This window comes from Actinophytocola oryzae, assembly GCF_004364325.1.
In the GTDB taxonomy this organism is placed as follows: Bacteria; Actinomycetota; Actinomycetes; order Mycobacteriales; family Pseudonocardiaceae; genus Actinophytocola; species Actinophytocola oryzae.
The window spans coordinates 21,376-38,856 of the sequence record NZ_SOCP01000030.1; the positions used below are offsets into that span (position 1 = coordinate 21,376).

Here is a 17,481-nt window from a genome sequence, read left to right on the forward strand (position 1 = left end):
GGCTCAGCGCGGCCGCCTGCTCGGGATGGCGGTCAGCGCCGTGAACAGGACCATCGCGGCCTGGACCAGCAGCAGCACGCCACGCAGCGCGGTCGACTGCTCCACCCGCACCTCCGCCGCCCTGGTCGGCAGCGAGACCGCGACCAGGTGGTTCCACGCACGCACGATCGGGACCTGCCTGCCGTCGACCGTGGCGACCCAGCCCGGCTCCTCCTCCGCGGCGATCACCAGCAGGCGCCCGTCCGGCCCCTCCGACACGCGGACCGCGACCGACGGCGGCACCGCGTCGACCGGCACGATCCCGCCCGTGCCCAGCTCGGTCGGCGCCTCGCCACCCGTGACCGCGCGGCGGGCCAGCTCTGGCGACAGCAGCGTCACCTGACCCGCGGCGGGCTGGACGCGCAGGACTGGACGGCCGTCCGACATGGGTGGCGCGTCGGCCACCAGGTCGCCCGCGGACTCCCGCAGCCGGACGGCCTCGTCGCGAGTCGGCACGACGATGAACAGCACGCCCGCGGCGGCGGCCTGACCGACGCCCGTCTTCGGGTCCGAGCGGAGCACCTCGGCGAGTGCCCGTGTGCTGACCGCGTCGTTGACGGGTGCGAGGTCGTCGTCGCCGAAGGCGGGCATGCGCCCAGCGGTCATGCGCGGGTCGTCCCCTTCCGAGGGGAGCACGAGGACCCAGCGCCCCGAGGTGGTCAGCTCGCGGGACAGCGTCGTCGCGAGGTGCGGCACGTCGTCGGTGAGCGGCCCCTCCCGGCCTGCGACGAGCGCGCCCGCGGCCAGCCCGACGACGCCGAGCACGCCGAGCACCGCCGCGGGCCGCACCCACGAAACCGTCGGGCCACCCGTCCGGCACACGCCGAGCAGCGCGTGCAGCAGCCCCCACCCGGCGAGCACGAGCCCAGGACCCGCCCAGCCGTACGTCGGCAGCGCGCCGGTGATCGAGGTCGCGCCCATGAACCGCACGAACACCACGCCGCAGCCACCCAGTACCGCGAGCGCGATCCCGGGGAAGGCCGTGCGCCTCGGCCGCGCCACGACGCCGACCACCGCGCCGACGACGACCACGAGCCCCACGCCCGGCCACGCTCCCGGGCCGCCGGGGTCCAGCGACACCAGGTCGAGCAGCGAGGCGACCGGCGTCGGCACGTACGCGCCCAGCCCGTGGACCACGACGCCGGGGTGCTGGATGAGGACCGCAGGCCAGGGCAGCAGCAACGCGAGCGGCATCAGCACGACCACGAACAGGGCGGCCACGCGACGGCCGCCCGTGCCCCGGTAGCCGGGTAGCACGACGAACCCGGCGAGCGCGTACGCCACGAGCAGCAGGTGCACGAGCGGGGAGAACGCGCCGATCACGGCCAGCCCGAACGCCGAGGACGCGGCCGTCGAGAGCCAGGCGCCCGAGGTCGTCCGCGAGCGGCCGAGCAACGCGATGATGCCCGTGGTGACCGGCGGCACGAGCAGGTGCGCGACGACCACGTCGAGCCTGCCCTGCGCGACCGCGGCGGTGGCGGGCGGCAGCAGCGCGTAGGTGGCCGCGACGAGTGCCCGCACCCAGCGGTGCACCGGCAGCCGCCGCGTCGCCACGTACGCGAGGAGCCCGGACAGCGGCATGCTGCCGAGCAGCAGCAGCGCGACGGCCGCCTGCGTGCCGCCGAGCACCACCCCGAGGCCGCCGATGACCGCGAGGGCGGCGGGCGCGGGTGCCGCGGTGCCGCCCGCGACCGGGTGCCACGTCGCGAGGTAGCTCGACCAGGTGGTGCCGAGGTCGGCGACCGGGAGCAGCCTGCCGCCCGTGAGGTCGAGGCCGAGCCGTCCCGCGTTGACGTACAGGGCGACGGCGACCAGGCCGAGCACGAGCAGGACCGGTGGGGCGAGCAGCACCTGCCGGGCGAGCCGCGCCCGGTCGACCTCGACGACCATCAGCTCCGGCTCGGGCTTCCCCGACCCGTCGCGCGGCACCGGCGAGGGCCTGCGACGCGGGCTCGGCCGCAACCCGTGGGGCAGCTCGACGTCGGGCACGGCCAGTGACACGGCCACCGCCGTCGCGGGCTGCCGCAGCCCGGCGGGTCGTTTCGGCCTGCCGTCCGCGCCCGCGGGCAGGGCGGCGGGCCCGACCGGCAGCCGGACCTCCTCGACGAGCTGTTTCGCGACCTGTCCCGCCGACGGCACGACGACCGCGTCGGGCAGCCTGCCGAGCGCCGCGTCCGCCTCCAGCCGACGGCGCACGAGCTGGGCGACGGCCGCGCGGACCCCGTTGCGGAGCCTGGTGAGCCGCGAGGTGAACAACCCCCGGACGCTGCGGACGCGCACGGTGGCGTGGCGCAGTGTCCGGCCCTCCAGCAGACCGGCGTGCCCGCTGAGGACGTACGCCGCCGCGCCGAGCTCGGCCCGTGCCTCGACGAGCCTGCGCAGCACGGCGAAGCCGACCGCACGGGACAGCGAGAGCAACAGCAGCCGGGGCACACCGACCACAAAGGACAGCAGTGAGCAGTTGACGAGGAACGTGCGGACCGCCTGCGCCCGTTCGACGGACGCGGTCGAGCCGCGGGGCGCGTCGACGGGACGCCGGTGACCGAGAACGGCACGCGCGTGCCGCATCCGCGCGGCGGGCACGCACAGCACCACGCTGCCGGCCCGGTTCGCACGCCAGCCGAAGTCGATGTCCTCACGCAGCAACGTGATCGCGGGGTCGAACCCGCCGAGCCGCTCCCACAGCTCGCGCCGCACGAGCATGCCCGCGGACGGCACGGCGAGGACCTCGGTGCTCTGCTCGTAGTCCCTGCCGAACCGGCTCCAGTCCACTTCGGACGGTCCGATGCCCGTCTGCCGGTGGCCGGAGGAGTCCGTGGACAGCCCGGCCTCCACCACCAGCCGGGAGTCGTCCCAGTCGAGCGCCAGCGGACCGAGCACCCCGGCGGACGGCGACGCCTCCGCGGCGGTCAGCAGCGTCGACAGACAGCGCGGATCGGGTGCGCAGTCGTCGTGCAGCACCCAGACCCAGCCGCCGGGGTCGCCCCACCGCTCGATGGCCGCGGACACGGCCTCCTGCACGGCGGCGGCGAACCCGGTGGACCGCTCGAGGGTGAGCACGCCGTCGAGCACGCGGTCCTCACCGCGTGCGGCGTCGCTCAGCAGACGCGCGGTGCCGTCACTCGAACCGGTGTCGACGGCCAGCACGTGCCGTGGCCGGGGCGAGGACCGCCGCAACGCGGCCAACGCCTCCGGCAACCACTCCTCGCCGTCATGGCAGACGAGCACCGCGAGCACTGGCGCGGTGCGCAGCACCGGGGTGCTCCCCCGTGAGCCGTAGCGAGGCATTCGCACAAGATGCCACGGACGGCCTGTGCTCCGTGTGTCAGACCACTCGTTTCTTCAGCTTGCGCCGCTCCCGCTCGGACAGCCCTCCCCAGATGCCGAAGCGCTCGTCGTGCCCGAGTGCGTACTCGAGGCACTCCGCCCTGACCTCACAGCCCTGGCAGATCCGCTTCGCCTCCCTGGTCGAGCCGCCCTTCTCGGGGAAGAACGCCTCCGGGTCGGTCTGCGCGCACAGCGCGCGTTCCTGCCACTCCTGCTCCTCGGTGTCGTCGAAGAGCTCAGCGAGCACGCCGAACTCCCCGAACGGGCGCTCCCCCCACTCCACGACGCCACCACTCCCACTGGTCAGATCATTCAGTTCGGTTCCCTGCATGCCCGTCCGCCTCCTCGCCTTTCGCGCTCCCCGGGTTGGCGGACACCACCCACCACTACTCCACTCGTGGCGAATGACATCGATGTGATTACACCCGTGTAGTCGCGGCGCGTCAAGCGATGCACCCGCCTGGGTGATGCCCTATCGGGCAGGGCGAAATACCTCGACGAGACCCTGCAATATCAGGAAAATGCCGTACCCGCACGACGACGTAACACCCCAAGTTGACACACTGTGGTCGTGCAGCGATCAGCGGTCCGCCCGTCGCCCGTGTTCCTCGGCATCCTGGCCGTCGCCATCGGCGGTGGGGTACTGGCAGCGTTCAGCGACGCGTTCCCCTACTCGAACCCCGACGTCATGGCCAAGGCGGGCATCTTCCTCATGGTGCTGGCCGGCTGGGGGGTCTCGCTGTGCCTGCACGAGTTCGGGCACGCGTTCGTGGCCTACCGGGGCGGCGACCGCGAGGTGTACTTCAAGGGCTACCTGACGCTGGACCCCCGCAAGTACACCGACCCCGTCTTCAGCCTCATCTTCCCTTTGTTGATCTTGGCGGTCGGCGGTATCCCGCTGCCGGGTGGTGCGGTGTTCATCAACCACCACTCGCTGCGCAACAAGCGGACCGAGTCGATGGTGTCGCTCGCCGGGCCGTTCTTCAACCTGCTGCTGGGCATCCTGCTCATGATCGTCGTCTCGTTGCTCCAGCCCACGTTCTGGCTGGCGTCCGGGCTCTCCTACCTCGCCCTGCTGCAGATCTTCGCGTTCGTGCTGAACATCCTGCCCATCCCCGGCCTCGACGGCTGGGGTGCGATCGAGCCGTGGCTCTCGCCCGAGGCGCAGCGGTTCGGCGCGAAGGCACGGCCGTGGGCACCGCTGATCCTGTTCGTGGCCATCTTCGCCATCCCACAGGTCGGACACGCCTTCCAGGAGGTCTCGTACAACCTGTACGAACTGGTCGGCGGCGACGGCGTCTTCGCGGCGTTCGGGGACCTGGCGTTCCGCTTCTGGGAGTGAGGCACGATGGTGCCGTGAAGGTTGTCGTACTGGTCGGCGGTGTCGGTGGGGCTCGGTTCCTGCAGGGGGTGAAGCACGCCCTCGGGCCGGACGCCGAGATCACGGCACTCGTCAACACCGGCGACGACGTGTGGCTCCACGGCCTGCGGATCTGCCCGGACCTGGACACCTGCATGTACACGCTCGGCGCGGGCATCGACACCGAGCGCGGGTGGGGCCGCACCGGCGAGACGTGGACGGTCAAGGAGGAGCTGGCCGCCTACGACGCGGGCTCCGAGTGGTTCGGCCTCGGCGACAAGGACATCGCCACCCACCTCGTGCGGACTCGCATGCTGCGTGCGGGCTACCCGTTGTCGCAGGTCACCGAGGCCCTGTGCGCGCGGTGGCAGCCAGGCGTGCGCCTGCTCCCCATGAGCGACGACCGGGTGGAGACCCACGTCGTGATCGACGACCCGGCCTCGGGCGAGCGGGCGGCCGTGCACTTCCAGGAGTGGTGGATCCGCCACCGCGCCGCCCTGCCCGCGCACTCGATCGTCCCGGTCGGTGCCGAGGAGGCGACACCGGGGCCAGGTGTGCTCGACGCGATAGCCGCCGCGGACGTGATCCTGCTCGCCCCGTCGAACCCGGTGGTCAGCGTCGGCACGATCCTGGCCGTCCCCGGCGTGCGCACGGCCATGGTGAAGGCGGAGGCGAAGATCGTCGGCGTCTCCCCGATCGTGAACGACAAGCCGGTGCGGGGCATGGCCGACGCGTGCCTGACGGCCATCGGCGTCGAGACGACGGCCGAGGCGGTCGGGCGGCACTACGGCGCGCGGACGTCCGCGGTCGGACTGCTGGACGGCTGGCTGGTGCACACCGGCGACCGGGCCGTCGTGCCGGACGTCGAGGTCCGCGCGGTGCCGCTGCTCATGTCCGATGTGGACGCCACGGCCTCGATGGTCCGCGCGGCGCTGTCCCTTGCCGGAGTCCCCGTTGAGTGACCACGCCGCCGAGGGTGGCATCGAGATCCTGCCCGTGCCAGACCTGCCGGAGTTCCGCCCCGGCGACGATCTCTCCGGCGCCATCGCGAAGGCCGCGCGCTGGCTGCGCTCCGGTGACATCGTGGTGGTGACGAGCAAGGTCGTGTCCAAAGTGGAGGGCCGCCTCGTCCGCGTGCCCACCGATCCCGAGGAACGGGACAGGATCCGCCGCAGGCTGGTCTTCGACGAGTCGGTCCGCATCATCGCCCGCCGGGCCAGGACGCTCATCACGGAGAACCGCCTCGGCATCGTGCAGGCCGCCTCGGGCATCGACGCGTCGAACGTGGCGGGCGACGAACTGGCCCTGCTGCCTGCCGACCCGGACGCGTCGGCGATGGCACTGCGCTGGGGGCTTCGCGACCGTCTTGGCGTCGAGGTGGCGGTGGTGATCACCGACACGATGGGCCGGGCCTGGCGCGTTGGTCAGACCGACGTGGCGATCGGCGCGTCGGGCCTGCGTGTCCTGCACGGCTACCGGGGCCAGGTGGACCGCCACGGCAACGAACTGGCCGTGACCGAGGTCGCGGTGGCCGACGAGGTGGCCGGTGCGGCGGACCTGGTGAAGGGCAAGCTGGGTGCGATGCCGGTGGCCGTGGTCCGCGGCCTGCGGATCGGCTCGTCCGACTCGAAGGCACGCGACCTGGTCCGACCGGTCGACGAGGACCTGTTCCGCCTCGGCACGGAGGAGGCGATCGCCCTGGGCCGCCGGGAGGCGGTCCTGCTGCCGCCCGCCGGGGCCTTCACCGACGACCCGGTGGACGAGGCGACCCTGCGTGCGGCGGTGTCCGCCGCGCTGACCGCGCACCACACCGGGCCGGTGCGGTTCGTGCACCTGGCCGACCGGGCCAGGCGCAAGCAGCTGCTGGACGAGACGCCCGCGGCTGACGAGTCGCTCCACGACGCGCAGGAGATCGTGCTGCCGTTCCTGGTCAGGGACGGGACGGAGCTGCCGATCACGCCGGGGGCCGCGGTGCGGAACCTGCTGACGGCGCTGACCGCCGAGGGGCTCGGCGCGCGATGGGTGGCCTTCGCGCCGGACGTCGTGCACACCGTGCTGGACCTGCCGCCCGACTGGGAGCCGCTCGGCGCCGTCGCCATCGGTCATCCCGTCGACGGGCTTGCCCCGACGGAACCCGTCGACCCCGGTGAGCGTTTCCTCCGACGGTGACTACCGCCGCGCCAGCGCCAGCACGCACCAGCGCAGGCTCAGCGTGAGCCGGTCGCCGTCGAGCCGGAACCCGATCCGGTCGTAGAAGGCCGGGTCGGCCCCGCGTCGCGCCAACTCGTTGATCTCCTCGGCCACCGACGCGGGCAGCACCCCGTGGCGTGACGCCCATTCGTGCAGGTCGACCGTGTGCCTGCCGTCGTGGTGCGCGATCTCGACGACCGCGAGACCGGCCCGTTCGGCGTGGTCGAGGAGGTCCTCGGTGAAGTACCACTCGCGGGGCGCCACCGACCGCAACCGCTGCAGCTGCCGGTACCAGTCGAGCTCCTCGCGGACGTCGTCCGCCACCTTCTGCGCGACCACGACGGCCCCGCCGGGGACCAGCACGCGCCGCCACTCCGCCAGCGCACGCCGCGCCCCGATGTAGTGCAGCACCGAACGGCCGGCGACCGCGGCCACGCTCGCGTCGGGGAGCGGCAGGACATCACCCACGGCCTGTGCCCGCCAGGCAGGCACGTCACGGGCCGAGGCCAGCATGCCGAACGACTTGTCGGTGCACAGCCACGGGCCGACACCGGCACCGCGCGCCGCGGTGGCCACGTCACCGCCGCCCGCACCGACCTCGACACACGTGCCAGCGGGGGCGTGGTCGGCGATGAGCCGCACGATGTGACCGAGCAGGCCCTCGTCACCCGTCCACGCCGTGACGTTCCGGTACCACCCGGCGCCGCGGCCGAACATCGGGTCGGCGGTGGTCATCGGTCCACGCGGAGCCGGACACCGGAGGCGGACACGGTGTCGAGTACGTGCTGTGCCGCCGCCATGGCCTCGACCTGGTGCGGGTTCTTGCAGGTCTCGGGGCCGAACATCACCTCGTCGGCGCCGAGCGCCGCCGCGGCCGCCAGGTCGTGCAGCTCGGCGCGGTTGGGGACGGCCCTGCCGAGCACGCTCTCGAAGACCTGGGTGGCGACGACGAACGGCTTCCCGGCCGCCGCCGAGGCCTCGGCGATCCGCCACTGAAGCAGGCCGAGGTGTTCCGGACCGCACTGCAGGGCAAGGTCACCACGACCGATGACGACGACGTCCGAGGCGGCGACGATCGCGTCGAGGTCCTCGACGGCCTCCCTGGTCTCGATCTTCACCGAGATCCCGACCTCGGGCGGCAGCAGTGCGCGGCACCGGTCGATGTCGGCGGCAGAACGCACGAACGACACCATCGCGTACTCGACGCCGAGCTCACCCGCCGTGGCGAAGTCCGCCTCGTTCATGGCGTTGACGGTGCCGAGGCCGAGGTCGATGCCCGCCGCCGTGATCGCCTTGCCCGGCGTGGCCCTCCCGCCCGCGGTGACCGAGCAGCTGTACTCCTCGCCCTTGCGCGACCCGACCCGCAGCACCGCGTCGGAGTCGCCGAGGTACAGCACGGTGTCCACGGGAAGCTCGACGCCGAGCGGCCGTTCGAGGTGGAGGTCGCAGCCCGGCTCCGAGCCGAGGGTGACCGTGGCGCCGGTCTCCAGCCTCGGGGCCGAGAACCGGGCGACACGCAGCTTCGTGCCCCTGCCGACGTCGAGGTGGACGGTGACCGGGCCGGCGGCGCGGAGCATCCCGACGAGTTCCCGGTTCTCCTCGTCGCCCCGGTAGCTGGTCGTCACCCGAAATGACCGAACACCGATTTCCAATGTCCTGTGAATGGATTCCGGAGTCCAGGTGGGTGGTCCACAAAACGTGGCGAGTATACCAGTTCCCACGTGGATTCCCATCGATTTCACTGATTGTGGACAATTGCCGTGGACGACAATTAGCATAGCCGACGTCGATCAGGAGGACAGATGGTGGCGGCGGCGCGGTCCGGACCGGCGGAACAGGGCGTCGGGCGGGGCGACCGGCACCTGGCGGTGCCGCGCGTGCTGGTGTTCCCCCGCCGCCGGGACGGACACGTCCTGCTGCTGAGGGGCGCGCCGGACAAGAAGACCTGGGCCGGCCGGTACAACGGGTTCGGCGGGCACGTCGAGGCGGGCGAGGACCCCCTGACCGCCGCCCGGCGGGAGCTGCGCGAGGAGTCCGGGATCGACCTGCCGTTCGCCGCGTTCCGGCTGGCGGTGATCGTCACGATCGACCTGCCGGGGCCGGGCGTGCTGCTGTTCGTGTTCTCCGCCGAGGTCCCGGACACGGCACCGCCGGTCGCCGGTTCGGTGGAAGGCACACCGGAATGGCACCGGGTCGACACCGTCGCGACACTGCCCGCCGTCGAGGACCTGCCGTGGCTCGTGTCCACGGTGTTCGGCGGCCGACCCGGTCCCGTGTTCGCCCGTTACTCCTACGACGCCTCGAACGTCCTCGAGATCGGGGTCGCGGATGACCTCGGGTGACTCCCCACCGGACGGTCCCCGGGTGCTCGGCTCGGGACTGTGGGCGGGCGGCGGGGCCTGCCGTTTCGACTGCGTCTACTGCTTCGCGTCCGACCCGACCTACCAGCCGGGGCCGTCGCTCTACGAGGAGGACTTCGGCGTCGACGCCAGGGGCGGGGTCATCCAGCTCTCCTACGACACCGAGCTGTTCCACAACCCGGGCCCCGCGCTGCGTGCGCTGAGCACGTTGTCCACGCGGGGCAGCGACATCACCTTCGCCACGAAGATGAACCTGCCCGAGTCAATACTGACCCGGCTGCGGGAGCTGGGCGAGGACATGCGCACGCGCGGCAACGTCCTGAGTGTCATGGTGTCGATGCCGCTGTGGTCGTCGTCGGAGCGTCTCGAGCACGCGGTCGCTCCCGTGCACCTGCGCGTGGCGCTCGTGGGCAGGCTGCGCGCGGCGGGACTGCACCCGTTCGTCGGAATTCGGCCGATACTTCCGGAACCTTTCCTGACCGACTCGGATATCGGCCGAATAATCGACGCGACCGTCGCGGACAGCCACGGCTACATTCTCGGCCCTTACTGGTTCCGCACCGACCGTCTCGGTCTGGCCGAACTGGACGTGTCTTTGCGACGCGCCCCCGTGCCGTGGCTGGACGACCGCCCGGAATGGTGGCTTTACGAGGACAAGGCGCGGGAGGACGCCATTCGCGAACGGATCACGGCGGCGGGCGGGCGGTGCTACGCGCGCAGTGCCGACGTCGTCACGGCGATCAGGAAGTCCCTGGCGGCCCCCGGATGAGCGAGTCGCGCGAACCCGATCCCCGCGACTGCGAGCTGTGCCACGCGGAGGGCACCCCCGTCGGCCCGACGCCGGTGCGGCTCCGCCTGATGCCCGACATCGCCCCGATCACGCCGGGGCACCTGCTGCTGGTCCCGGAGGAGCACGTCTACTCCTTCGCCCAGCTGGCCACCCGCCACCCCCGGTCGGTGACAGCGCTGCGCGGCCTGCTCCGCGGTCTCCACCTGCGGCTTGTCCACCGCGGGTACGCCGGGACGATGCTGTTCGAGCACGGCAGCCCCGACCCGTGGCGGCCGGGCGTCAGCGGCAAGTGCGCGACCACCGAGCACGCACACCTGCACATCGTCCCGAGGACCACGCCCGTCCCGCCGGACGTCATCGAGGAGGCGGTGCTGCGGATGCTGCCCGGCAGCGTCTGGCTGGCGGACCGCGCGAGTGCCGCGAGCCACCGCGAGCGGGGTTACCTGTGGCTGTCCCGGGACGCCGGCACCCGGGGTCGCTGGCTGGTTCCCGCCAGCGGCCGGGTACCGAGCCAGCTGATGCGGCGGGTGATCTGCGGACACCTGCACGCCGGTGACGACCTTGTCGTCCGCTCGCACTGGCGTGACTTCATACTGTTCCGCGAACAGGTGGCCAGGGCAGAGGCGGGCGCTGCCCGCGTACTCGCCGCCGAGCTGGCCGTCGACCTGCGCCGAGAGGACGACGTGCGGACGTGATCAGCGAGCTGGGCACGGAATGCCTTGCCGTGGCACGGTGGGGCGGCAAGGCGGCCCGGCTGGCCGAGCTGGCTCTCCACGGTCACCCCGTGCCGCCCGCGCTGTGCCTCACGACCGACGACCACGCGGGCGCCGCCACCGAGAGGGCGATCGGCCTCTGGTTGTCGTCCACCCGGCCGCGGCGGGTCATCCTGCGCACCTCGCTGGCCAGTGAGGACACGGAGGAGCACGCCAGGGCGGGTGCCACCCGGTCCGAGGCGGGCGTCGAGCCGGTCGCGGACCGCGTGCTCGACCGGGTCCGTGCGCTGCTCACGCACTACCGGGACGTGGCGGGCAGCGTCCTGCTCCAGGAGGAGGCGCACTGCGCGTTCGGTGGTGTCGCGTTCGTCGACGGCGCCGAGACGACCATCGAGGTCGCCGACACCACGTCCGGTGTCACCGCCGGGCAGGCGCCGCTCACCCGGGTGACAGTGCGCGACGGGTCGCTGCGCGCCACCCGGCTCCGGGGTCCGGTGCCCGTGCTGGAGCTGGTCAGGAAGCTGTTGCCGGTGCTCGGGCGCGTGCACGACCACTTCGGGTGGGCCGCCGACGTCGAGTGGGGTTACGTCGCCGGGGGTGTGCTCGTGCTGCAGGTGCGGCCGATCACCCGGGAGCTACGCCCGTGATCGACAAGATCGCGGCGGTCGGGCTGGTCCGGCGGTTCGGGCTGGAGTGCCTGCCAGCGGAGGTGCTGCCGCCCGGGCTGGCCGAGGACGAGCGCGCACGGCGGATGGCCGCGGTCGCGGGCGACCGCACGCTGGTGGTGCGTGCCGCGGCGGACGTGGAGGTACGCAACCTGCCGAGGGCGGTCGGGCTCACGGTCGACGACGCCGCGGCCTGGGCGCGCCGGCTCGACCCAGGGCTCTCCGTGGTCGTGCAGCCGTACGCGCCACTGCTCTTCTCCGCCGAGATCCTGCTGGCCGAGTCGGCGGTCGTGTGCGAGTACCTGCCCGGGATCTGGGAGCTGGACACGCCGATCACCCCCGCGGTCCTCGTGCTGGCGTCCGGTGGCCACCGGGTGGTGAGCGCACCGCTGCGGCCGCAGCCCGCCCGCTTCCACTCGCTCGGCGCGGGTCGGGTGACGGTGCCGAGCCTGCTCGGCGACTGGCCCGTCGCGGAGCTGGCCGGGTGGGCGGTCGAGCACGCGGACGGCCTGCGTGGCCTGCGCGACCACCTGGGGGTCGACGTCATCCTGAAGTGCCACTACGCGGACGGCTTCGGCGTCTCCCCCCAGAACATCCGCACGTCGACGGGGCTGGACCTCGCCGCGCTCGAGACCGACGAGCCCGCGCCGCCCGGCCTGCCGGTCCTCGAGACGCCGGACGCGGATCTCGCGGGTGTCGGGGACGCGGTCCTGGTGCGCGTGACGGTGCCGAGGGAGTCGGCTCGGGAGCTGGACCGGTTCGCGGCGCGGCTCGCGGTGGCAGGCGTGCGGCACGTCTACGTCGAGTCCGGCCTGCTGTCCCACCTCGCCATCGCACTGCGCGAGGCGGGCCTGGCGGTCCACGCCGCCTGACTCACCGGCGCACGGCCAGCACGACGACACCCGCGGGTCCGCAGACGGCCAGTACCGCCCGGTCCGCGCCGGCGGCCATGGCCACGTGGGACAGCGGACCACCGAGGACGACCACGAGGTCACCCTGCCCGGTACGCGGGTCCCAGAACCGGACGTTGCCGTCGTAGCTCGCCGACGCGACGAGCGGGCCGCCGGGTGCTGTCGCCGAGGTCACCGCGCACACCTGGCCCTTGTGGCCGGTCGACGGCTCGCCGGCCTGGGTGCCGGTCGACGGGTCCCACCGGCGCAGGGTCCGGTCGTCGGCGACGCTCACCAGCAGTGCCGTCCCGTCCGCCGACTGGGTGACCGTCAGGGCGTTGACGTGGTCGTCGTGCCCGGCCAGCTCACCCACCCGCGTACCCGCGACCGGGTCCCACAGGTACACGACCCGGCCGCTGGCGGCGGCCAGCAGCGTTCGCCCGTCCGGCACCGGCACCGCGGCCACCGCGCACACCGCGTGGGGGTGTTCCCCGAGTGAGCCTGCCGCCTCGCCGGTCTCCGGGTCCCACAGGTACACGGTCCGGCCACAGGCCACGGCCAGCAGCGTCCGGTCGCCGGCAGGCACGCCCGTGAGGGCCAGGACGCCGTTCGGATGCGGCCCGACCCGCGCGAGTACCGGCTCGCCACTGGCCGCGGACCACAGGCGCACCTCGCCGTCGTCGTCCCCGGTCGCCAGCACCGTGCCGAGGCCGGGGATGGTCAGGGTGGCGATGGCCCGGACCCGGCTGCCGTGCCGGAACGACGCCCGCAGCTCCCGACTGCCGTCGCCGACGTCCCACAAGTCGACGTCGGCACCGCGGACCATGGCCACCACCAGGTCGCCGTCCAGCGGCACCACCGCCATGAGGTCGCACCGCCCCGACGCGTCGGCGGAGGACCGCTGGGGCACCGCGGGATCCCACACGCGGGCGGCCCAGCTCGCGGTCGCGACCAGCACGCGGCCGTCGGCGACGGGCAGCGACGTCATGGTGCGCACGGGCCGGACGTGTGCCAGCACGGGCTCACCCGCCTGCCCACCCGTGACCGGGTCCCACAGCCGCACCAGGCCGTCGGCGTGTGCGCTGACCAGGATCGTCCTGCCGTCCGGGAACCGCGAGGTGACCAGGCTGAACACCGGCCCTCCCGAGCCGAGCAGCGGCTCGCCGACCTGCCGTCCCGCCTCCGGATCCCACCGCAGGATCGCCCCGTCGTATCCCCCGCTCGCCAGCACGGGACGGCCGGACGGACCGGGCAGCACCGCGAGTGCCCTGGTGACCTCGGTGTGGCCGACCAGCGGCTCACGGGCGGCACCCGTCAGGTCCCACAGCCGCACGAGTTCGTCGGTGCCCGCCGCGGCGAGCCAGGACACCCCGTCCGACACGGGGACGGCGGCGAGCGCACGCACCCACCCCGACGCGATCGGCGGGATCACCTCACGCAGGCTGTCCGGGTCCCACAGCCGCACGGTCCGGTCGGCACCCGAGGAGGCGAGCAACGTGGTCCCGCCCGGCGCGGGCACGACGGCCAGCGCGAGCACCGGACCGTCGTGGCCGTCACGCATCTGCCCGGTCTGGGTCCCGGTCGTGGGATCCCACAGCCGGACCGTCCCGTCGTCACCGCCGGTGGCGAGCAGCGAGACGTCACCGGGCAGCGCCGCGAGCGCCCGGACCGAGCCCCGGTGGCCCGCGAACGGGTCACCCACCCGGTTGCCGGTGGCCGGGTCGACCATCGTGACCGTGCTCGCGCGGCTCGCCGTGGCGAGCAGCAGCCGACCGTCGGGCAGCGGCACCGGCGTCATCGCCCACACCGGGTGCTCACCGCTGAGCAGCACGTTGCCCGCCACGGACATGCGCACCCACATCGGCTCGACCCGCCGCGCACCGGCGGGCATCGGCGCGCCGAACGCCCGGCACATGACGGCGAGGCTCACGTGGCGCGACTCCACGCCGACGTCGCCGAGGAACGCCTCGATGCACGCCCACGCGGCGAGCCGCAGCCTCGACGGGTCCTCCGAGATCGGCATGCCCAGCTGTCCACGCACCGAACCGCTGGTCTCCCACGGCAGGAAGTGGCCCGGCACGTGCTCGTCGTCGAGCACCCCGCCCCTGGCGGCGTGCTCGGTGAGGTAGCGGCGCACGTACGGGTGCGGTGGGACGTCGACACTGCGGGCGGCGAGGCCCGCGAGCACCTCGGCGACCCTGCGGTGTGCCCGCACGGCGCCGTCCGGCCCCGGCTGGGCGCTAGTCGTCATCGCCGCCTCGCAGGAGCGACCTCGGGTCGTCCCGCAGGACCTCGGCGAGCCTCTCGTGCGACGGCCGGTACACGATTCGTTCGTCCTCGACGTCGGCGACCAGATACCCGTTGAGCCGGCTGTTGCGGATGGTCTCGATGTAGGCGCCGACGTCCCACACATCTTCGAGCAGCGCGACGTCGATGTCCATCACCGCCGCCGACACCGCGGGCCACACGTCCGACCACGGCAGGCCGGAGCCCAGCGCGAAGGCACTCGCCCGCAGCACCGCGAGCAGCCGCTCGGCCGACAGCCCGGTGTGCTCCGCGACCACGGCGAGGTCGTCGCGCAGCAGCCCGCACGTGCCGTCGGCCAGTGTGGCGAGCCAGTCCGGGGCGTCGAGGTCCTGGATCCCCGGCCGGTCACGCAGCCAGGCGGCCGCGATCCGCGCGTCGAGGAACGAGGGCGTGACGTGCGCGGCGACCACCGCCGCGGCCCGTGCCGCCGCGTCCGGGTCGCCCCGGTACGGGCTGTCCCCGTCGGCGAGCAGCAGCCGCGTCACGTACCCGACGATATCGGTGGTGACACCGGGCTCCTCGTCCACACGCAGCACGACCGGCGCCGCCTCGCCACCGGCGGTGGCGACGTGCCTGAGCAGCTCCACCAGTGCGGCGGGCGCGCTGTCGTGCCCGGGGGTGGGCCGCTCGCTGCGCACGCCGACGACCAGCCGCACCGCGCGGGCGCCGTCCGGCCGGACCAGCCGCGCCAGCGGGCCGAGCACCTCGACCACGACGCCGGTCGGGTGGACGGCCTCGTCCAGCCCGTCCACCACGACCGTGACGGGACCGGGACGGGCCAGCAGGTGCCCGCGCAGCTCGTCGATCGCCGACACGACGTCGGTCGGGGTCGCGCTCGAGTGCCGGTCGCGGTTGTCCAGCGCGGCGAGGATCTCGACCGCGATGCGGCCTGCCGCCTTGTTGCGTGCCAGCACGGCCACGTCGACCGCGCCCTCGGCGACGTCGTGCAGCCCCGCCTCGGGCATCGACTCGACGGCGGCAACGTAACGCTCGTCGTCGCGGAACAGCGGGTCGCTGAGCATGACCACGCTGGAGACCACCGCCGACTTCCCCGTCCCGGTGCCGCCGGTCACCACCAGCACCCCGGTGCCGTCCCGCAGGAAGCCCGTCAGGCGGGTGAGCGGCTCCCGCCGCCCGGTGAAGTACCAGCCGAGGTCGTCCGCTGACATCCGGCCGCTCGCCCGGTCGAGCCAGTAGCCTGCCGTCACCGCACCCGGCGGCGCGAGTTGCTCGCGCGCGGGTTCGAGCAGGCGTTCCCAGTGCCGGTAGGCGGGGTTGGGCAGGCACGGCGTCGGGTCGGACCCGTGGCCGGGCCGAGGCCACACCTGTACCGGGGTCAGCACGTCGCCGTGGTGGCGGGCCGCCGCGGCCAGCTCCGCCGCGAACTCGTCGAACGTGAGCAGGTCGCGGTCGATGCCCGCGGCCGTGCGCAGCCGTTCCCGGAACGTGCGCAGAACCCGGGCGAACTCCCCGATGCGCGGGTTCTGGTCGAACTGCGCGCTCGTGACCACGGCGAGCGTGCGCAGCCTGCGGCGTGACTCGGACAGGTCCTGCACCAGCCCGGACAGCTCGTGGTCCAACGCACCCGACCCGCACGAGTCGACGATGACCAGCACGTGCTCCGCCTCGGAGTCCAGCACCGCGGCGACGAGGTCGGACGTGCGCACCGCGGTCGCGAGCATCCGTTCCTCGTCGGTGTCGGGCACACAGAGGAAGTGCGTGCCCGAGGGCCTGCGGCGGCCGTGCCCGGTGACGTAGAGGACGAGCACGTCGTCGAGGTCCAGCTCGTGCAGGTCGTGCTCGGCGACGAAGTCGTACACCTCCCGCCGGTTCACGGGCGACAGGTGCCGCCGCTCCTCCTCGGTGAAGGCGCGGTCCCCCAGGTCCGGGTCGGCCAGCCACTCCGCGACGGCGGCGACCTGGTCGTCGATCGCGGCGAAGAACGTGCCGTTCTCGTAGGCGTAGTCCCGTGCGGCGATCGTGACGAGCATGCGGCGTAACCGCTCGTCAGCTGTCACCTCGGCGTCCTGCGGCCGGGCAGGACGGCGTCGGCGACCGAGGGCTGACGCAGGTACCGCACGGCGGCGTGCGGGTCCAACCAGCCGTTGCTGACCTGGTGGTCGACCACGCCCGCCTGTGCGGGCCCCAGCCCGTGCCCGCCGGTGACCACGTCGAGCAGGTCGTGGAAGTTGTGCCAGGAACACCCTTCCGGCGGGCTGCCGCCGTCGATCCGCCTGCGGATGGTCGGCCAGGACAGCGGGCTGCCGATCGTGACGAGGCTCGTGCCCGGCGGCAGCAGACCGCGGGTCAGCGCGTCGAAGACGACCACGCTGCCCAGGGAGTGCGCCACGACGACACCGGGCCGTCCGGCGATCGTGTCGGTGACGACGCCCCGGATCTCCTCGGCGAGCGCGGGATGGCTCAGGTAGCGGTAGACCTGACGGACACAGCGCAGCAGGACACCGCCCGCCGAGCGGCCCCAGCGGCGGTCGACCGCCACGAGAGCCCGGTTGACGAACGAGGGCCACAACGCGGGTGGGCCCAGCTCCTCCGCGCCCACCCCCTCGGTGTCCGGCACGTCCGACAGGACCTCCGCGACGAACTCGATCTCCGCCTCGGACGGGACCTGCTCGGCGGAGTCCGGTTCGTCGTCGCCGAGCCTGCCGGAGTGCCCGGAGTACAGGTGCGCGTAGTAGGCCAGCTCGAACGTCACGTCCGCCCGGCCGAGCGCGCGTCGCCAGCGGTCGGCGAGCCTTCCGGGACTGACGCGATGCTGGCCGATGCCGTGCACTCCGACCGCGAGAGCCACCGGACCTCCTCAGGGTGTACGACAGCTGGAC

At 73.3% G+C, this 17,481-nt stretch carries 15 protein-coding genes; 8 read left to right on the forward strand and 7 right to left on the reverse strand.

The genetic code is table 11. From position 1 onward, the window contains the following. Positions 1-3: 3 nt before the first annotated feature. Positions 4-3,327 (reverse strand): glycosyltransferase family 2 protein, encoded by a 3,324-nt coding sequence (locus tag CLV71_RS44980; protein ID WP_133909104.1) that lies wholly within the window; start codon positions 3,325-3,327, stop codon positions 4-6. A gap of 37 nt (positions 3,328-3,364) precedes the next feature. Next, complete coding sequence (locus tag CLV71_RS44985) at positions 3,365-3,697, reverse strand: WhiB family transcriptional regulator (RefSeq protein ID WP_133909105.1); 333 nt, start codon at positions 3,695-3,697, stop codon at positions 3,365-3,367. 240 nt (positions 3,698-3,937) lie between these two features. Between CLV71_RS44985 and CLV71_RS44990 the strand changes: the two genes are divergently transcribed. Genes CLV71_RS44990 through CLV71_RS45000 form a run of 3 tightly spaced genes read left to right on the forward strand, consistent with a single transcriptional unit; the run spans position 3,938 to position 6,895 of the window. After that, positions 3,938-4,708 (forward strand): site-2 protease family protein, encoded by a 771-nt coding sequence (locus CLV71_RS44990; protein WP_133909106.1) that lies wholly within the window; start codon positions 3,938-3,940, stop codon positions 4,706-4,708. Positions 4,709-4,722: 14 nt separating this feature from the next. Then, positions 4,723-5,688 (forward strand): 2-phospho-L-lactate transferase, encoded by a 966-nt coding sequence (cofD, locus tag CLV71_RS44995; RefSeq protein ID WP_133909107.1) that lies wholly within the window; start codon positions 4,723-4,725, stop codon positions 5,686-5,688. Further along, a complete protein-coding gene (locus CLV71_RS45000) occupies positions 5,681-6,895 on the forward strand; it encodes a coenzyme F420-0:L-glutamate ligase (RefSeq protein WP_133909108.1) in 1,215 nt (404 codons plus the stop codon). Before cofD ends, CLV71_RS45000 begins: the two co-directional genes overlap by 8 nt. Here the strand turns inward: CLV71_RS45000 and CLV71_RS45005 are convergent, their stop codons facing one another. Both CLV71_RS45005 and CLV71_RS45010 read right to left on the reverse strand, forming a co-directional pair. Further along, positions 6,896-7,651 (reverse strand): class I SAM-dependent methyltransferase, encoded by a 756-nt coding sequence (locus CLV71_RS45005; RefSeq protein ID WP_133909109.1) that lies wholly within the window; start codon positions 7,649-7,651, stop codon positions 6,896-6,898. Next, positions 7,648-8,694: a pyruvate kinase gene (locus CLV71_RS45010; RefSeq protein ID WP_133909110.1), complete on the reverse strand. Its 1,047-nt coding sequence runs from the start codon at positions 8,692-8,694 to the stop codon at positions 7,648-7,650. Before CLV71_RS45010 ends, CLV71_RS45005 begins: the two co-directional genes overlap by 4 nt. 24 nt (positions 8,695-8,718) lie before the next feature. Here CLV71_RS45010 and CLV71_RS45015 point away from each other — a divergent pair, with 24 nt between their 5' ends. Genes CLV71_RS45015 through CLV71_RS45035 form a run of 5 tightly spaced genes read left to right on the forward strand, consistent with a single transcriptional unit; the run spans position 8,719 to position 12,316 of the window. Next, entirely contained in the window at positions 8,719-9,258 is a 540-nt protein-coding gene (locus tag CLV71_RS45015; RefSeq protein ID WP_133909111.1) for an NUDIX hydrolase, read from the forward strand. Then, complete coding sequence (locus CLV71_RS45020; RefSeq protein WP_133909112.1) at positions 9,245-10,045, forward strand: radical SAM family protein; 801 nt, start codon at positions 9,245-9,247, stop codon at positions 10,043-10,045. Before CLV71_RS45015 ends, CLV71_RS45020 begins: the two co-directional genes overlap by 14 nt. Further along, the gene (locus tag CLV71_RS45025) at positions 10,042-10,761 is read left to right on the forward strand and encodes an HIT family protein (protein ID WP_133909113.1); all 720 of its coding nucleotides are present in this window, start codon (positions 10,042-10,044) and stop codon (positions 10,759-10,761) included. Before CLV71_RS45020 ends, CLV71_RS45025 begins: the two co-directional genes overlap by 4 nt. After that, on the forward strand, positions 10,758-11,426 hold the full coding sequence (locus tag CLV71_RS45030) for a pyruvate phosphate dikinase (RefSeq protein ID WP_133909114.1): 669 nt from the start codon (positions 10,758-10,760) through the stop codon (positions 11,424-11,426). The genes CLV71_RS45025 and CLV71_RS45030 overlap by 4 nt, the downstream gene beginning before the upstream one ends. Next, positions 11,423-12,316 (forward strand): hypothetical protein, encoded by an 894-nt coding sequence (locus CLV71_RS45035; protein WP_133909115.1) that lies wholly within the window; start codon positions 11,423-11,425, stop codon positions 12,314-12,316. The genes CLV71_RS45030 and CLV71_RS45035 overlap by 4 nt, the downstream gene beginning before the upstream one ends. Position 12,317: 1 nt before the next feature. Here the strand turns inward: CLV71_RS45035 and CLV71_RS45040 are convergent, their stop codons facing one another. The 3 genes from CLV71_RS45040 to CLV71_RS45050 are packed head-to-tail and all read right to left on the reverse strand — an operon-like array spanning position 12,318 to position 17,450. Then, entirely contained in the window at positions 12,318-14,585 is a 2,268-nt protein-coding gene (locus CLV71_RS45040) for a WD40 repeat domain-containing protein (protein WP_166664521.1), read from the reverse strand. Then, on the reverse strand, positions 14,575-16,659 hold the full coding sequence (locus tag CLV71_RS48245; RefSeq protein ID WP_166664522.1) for an ATP-binding protein: 2,085 nt from the start codon (positions 16,657-16,659) through the stop codon (positions 14,575-14,577). The genes CLV71_RS45040 and CLV71_RS48245 overlap by 11 nt, the downstream gene beginning before the upstream one ends. Next, on the reverse strand, positions 16,656-17,450 hold the full coding sequence (locus CLV71_RS45050; protein WP_133909117.1) for a hypothetical protein: 795 nt from the start codon (positions 17,448-17,450) through the stop codon (positions 16,656-16,658). Before CLV71_RS45050 ends, CLV71_RS48245 begins: the two co-directional genes overlap by 4 nt. Between the last annotated feature and the right edge of the window lie 31 nt (positions 17,451-17,481).

What these genes read in the sequence shown, in the direction of transcription:
- CLV71_RS45015 (WP_133909111.1), top strand. Translation starts at nt 8,719, where the DNA reads ATGGTGGCGGCGGCGCGGTCCGGACCGGCGGAACAGGGCGTCGGGCGG.
- CLV71_RS45005 (WP_133909109.1), bottom strand. Translation starts at nt 7,651, where the DNA reads ATGACCACCGCCGACCCGATGTTCGGCCGCGGCGCCGGGTGGTACCGG.
- CLV71_RS45025 (WP_133909113.1), top strand. Translation starts at nt 10,042, where the DNA reads ATGAGCGAGTCGCGCGAACCCGATCCCCGCGACTGCGAGCTGTGCCAC.
- CLV71_RS44985 (WP_133909105.1), bottom strand. Translation starts at nt 3,697, where the DNA reads ATGCAGGGAACCGAACTGAATGATCTGACCAGTGGGAGTGGTGGCGTC.
- CLV71_RS45020 (WP_133909112.1), top strand. Translation starts at nt 9,245, where the DNA reads ATGACCTCGGGTGACTCCCCACCGGACGGTCCCCGGGTGCTCGGCTCG.
- CLV71_RS45010 (WP_133909110.1), bottom strand. Translation starts at nt 8,694, where the DNA reads ATGCTAATTGTCGTCCACGGCAATTGTCCACAATCAGTGAAATCGATG.
- CLV71_RS45040 (WP_166664521.1), bottom strand. Translation starts at nt 14,585, where the DNA reads ATGACGACTAGCGCCCAGCCGGGGCCGGACGGCGCCGTGCGGGCACAC.
- CLV71_RS44980 (WP_133909104.1), bottom strand. Translation starts at nt 3,327, where the DNA reads ATGCCTCGCTACGGCTCACGGGGGAGCACCCCGGTGCTGCGCACCGCG.